At 71.7% G+C, this 223-nt stretch carries 1 pseudogene; it reads left to right on the top strand.

The features are described from left to right. Window positions 1–223: pseudogene (locus DSP71_RS19080) on the top strand (NAD(P)-dependent oxidoreductase); the annotation flags it as partial.

Genomic DNA, 223 nt, shown 5'->3' with positions numbered 1-223 from the left:
GGTGGCTTCCGCGAGCCGCAAGGACTTCGCCGAGGCCGCAGCCGTCGTCGCGCTCGAGGACGGACACGTCGGCGAGGTCTACGAGCTCGGCGGCGATGTCGCCTGGAACTACACCGATCTCGCTGCTGCCATCGCCGAGGTCACGGGACGCGAAGTCGCGTTCGTCGCGCTCGACCACGACGACCAGGTCGCCGCGCTCCGCGAGGCCGGGCTCGACGAGGGG

This window comes from Microbacterium sp. H6 (assembly GCF_003314775.1).
Taxonomy (GTDB): Bacteria; Actinomycetota; Actinomycetes; order Actinomycetales; family Microbacteriaceae; genus Microbacterium; species Microbacterium oxydans.
This window is presented reverse-complemented; position numbering and strand designations above follow the sequence as displayed.